General features: G+C 48.5%; 1 protein-coding gene. It reads right to left on the bottom strand.

All coding sequences use genetic code 11. The features are described from left to right. Positions 1–412 precede the first annotated feature (412 nt). Positions 413–1,948: a GMC oxidoreductase gene (locus IQ256_RS28675; RefSeq protein ID WP_193859092.1), complete on the bottom strand. Its 1,536-nt coding sequence runs from the start codon at positions 1,946–1,948 to the stop codon at positions 413–415. Positions 1,949–3,050 lie beyond the last annotated feature (1,102 nt).

Genomic DNA, 3,050 nt, shown 5'->3' with positions numbered 1-3,050 from the left:
ACCGTTCTTCGAAATGTCGTGAGAGCCACAGGTGGGACAAGTCATCTCAACTTTCATCTGCTCTACTCCTCTAGAGTCGCAACAGCTACGTCTTATTTTTCTCTATCCTTTACATTAATGCACTACCAGTAAACATTCAGCCTCCAAGATCTTTGTAGGTCGAAGCCCATTCTAGATATCGCGATGGTAGCCGCTATTCAGATCAATTCAGCTTTACGCCACTTTTGCGTCTCTATATATCTTTTATTTAGCTCATTTTCTCGAGATATATACGTCTCTATATATCTTCTATTTAGCTCATTTTCTTGATACATACTTTCTCCCTACATCAAAGGCAAAGGACAGTCTGTTGGCGTTGGTGGTTGTCAGAGCCGATGATTAATGTCGAAAGACATCTCTTCACCGTATAGCTTCACCGTATAGCTACGTTTGCTACTGGCTGCAGCGAAATTGTTTGACGTAGATGTTCACCTAACCGACGGGCTAGCGCCAAAATCGTGAACGTTGGCGAATACGACGGCCCAGTTGGGAACACTGCCGAACTTGCGATATAGAGATTATCCGTGCCAAACACTCGGCAGTTCGTATCGACAACGCCTGCTTCAGGGCGGTTAGCCATTCGGGTCGTGCCCATTTGATGAGCTGCGTCAGTCATGGTCTCTAGCGTCGGTGGATCGTTGCCAAAGTCAAAAGCACCGAGTCCTGATTGTTCGAATCGCTCTGCTAAAAGCTGTATCGTTTTTGCCATAGAGCGTTTGTCTTGTTCAGTAAAACGCCAGTCAAGCGCTATTTTTCTTTTGCCTAGCGGATCGCGTTCGGTACTTAGCGTAATGCGGCTATCTTTGTGCGGAACTTGCTCAACGACAAATTTGACACGGTAGGAATCGACGATGCCGTTGCCATCTTGACAGGCCGGTCGCAGCGTCAAGATTCTACGTAGAGCACCTAGGCGCGTTTCATAGATCGGCTTCAGGTACAAAACGTGCTCTAGCAGCTTTTCTGCCTCTTGGGTCTGATCATCTAAGGCAAAGCATGTACAAAAGCGAGGCTTAGGCGCGTACTGCAACTCTCTTGCGTACTCCCTAGTAAGAGCACCAGGCCGCAGTGAGCCCGTGTGATGCTTGGGATGGTCGGTATAAAATCGGCCAACTAGATCGTGCTCATTCCCAATGCCGGCTGGTATCTGTCGGTCGGAGGCTAATAGCAATCGGGCCGATTCTAGCGCGCCCATTGCCAGCACAACGGTCTCACCTTCGACCGTGATCTCTTTTCCTTCTAATGATCGACAGTTAACTGCGCTTACGTGCTGCTTGGACTCGTCCAACATCAGCTCGGTAGCAGTCGCGCCCATCAGCACCTGCAGATTCTTCGACTGACGCATCTCCTCACCGAAGCGCTTGACCGTACGGGTCGGTGTCTGCTCCCAGTAAAAGCTGCTGACCTTCAGCCCAGCGGCGGCTATCTTTGAACGAAACGTCATGATCTCTGGGCGAACCGCTTCTGCTTCTAGATCGCCAAAGCTATAGTCTTTGGCAGCGGAGCGATAGTGTTCTAGAAGATCTTCAAAGCTGATTGGCCAGCCGCTGTTTGGCACCCAGTCTCTTCCCTCAAAGTCAGAGGGCTGCAAGTATTTCCATTTGCCTGTCCAAACGTTGCTGGTTCCCCCAAACTGACGTACCCGGCTAACGCCACGCAGCGCTGGCGGTAAGTATCGATGATAGTAAGAATTTGGATTGAGCTGGCGATGACGTTTGCCTAAGAACGTGACGTCATTGAGGGCTTGGATGGCCGGATCAAACTGCTCGCGACCGCTTTCTATCAGCGTAACTTCCAGACCATGGCGTGCTAGATAAGTCGATACTTCAGCGCCAGCAATTCCAGAGCCCACTACGACTACCTGCCGGCGTAGTGTCGTCTGCTCGCCCATTTCTAAAATATCAGTAAACATTCAGCCTCCAAGATCTCTGTAGGTCGAAGCCCATTCTAGATATCGCAACGGTAGCCGCTACTCAGCTTAAGTTAGCTTCATGCCGCCTTTATTGCTCTATATATCTTTTATTTAGCTTCTTTCCTCGACATACACTTTATTCTATGCATCAAAGGAAAGGATAGGACATCAAAGGCAAAGGAGAGGCTGGTTAGCATCGATGATTGTTAGAGCCGACGATTAATGTCGAAAGACCTCTCTTCACTGTATAGCTACGTTTGCTACTAGCTACAGCGAAGTTGTTTAGCGTAGATGTTCACCTAGCCGACGGGCTAGCGCCAGAATCGTGAACGTTGGCGAATATGACGGCTAATTGGGAACACTGCCGAACTTGCGATATAGAGATTATTAGTACCAAACACTCGACAGTTCGTATGCTGCTCTGCGTTCGTTGCCTTTTGATGTCTCTTTCTTATTTGGCGTGAATCCTTGGAAATGGGGCCGACTTGAGTTCTTTCTCGTTTTCTTTGGCCGCCTTTCTAAGGCTTCGACACGCTTACTCAGTGTCTGATGCTTCTCCCACAGCAGGTATAGCAAGGCATCTTTCGCCTTTGATGACAGACCACTTAAATCGGGTAATTTTTGTATGTGAACATGCTGTTGATATTGACTTTGCTCATTTGTCACAAGCCAGCGCTGGGGGAGTTGAGCGATTACTAAGCGCGTTTTTCACAGATGTACTCTTGGCTCAGACCCCATCGCGGTATCTCTCGAGAGACTTTGCCGATTTACTTAGGATTCTTCGAGTTCGTTCATAATGCTAAAAAAGGGGGCAGGACCTTGCTTGATGGTCGGTTGAGTATCTTGCTGGGCTAGCTCCTTGAAACCCCCTATCCAGACTCCGCTAGGACTCCGTCTATAGCGAAGCTTAGGGGGTGGTGTAAACGGGTGAGCTTTGCGAACAGTCTTGCGTATGATATTGCTCAATCATGGCAGCTTTTGATACAATAGTACTGCTGAGGTAACCAGTCATGTGGGCCAAAGCACTGAACCTTGAAAACGAAGTATTGGGTTCCCAAGCTAAATCGTGCTTGGGGTAAAACTTTGTGCGATATAGGTTGAA

The organism is cf. Phormidesmis sp. LEGE 11477 (genome assembly GCF_015207105.1).
Classification (GTDB): Bacteria; Cyanobacteriota; Cyanobacteriia; order Phormidesmidales; family Phormidesmidaceae; genus Phormidesmis.
The sequence above is the reverse complement of the archived record's forward strand: the minus strand, read 5'-3'. Positions and strand labels throughout refer to the sequence as shown.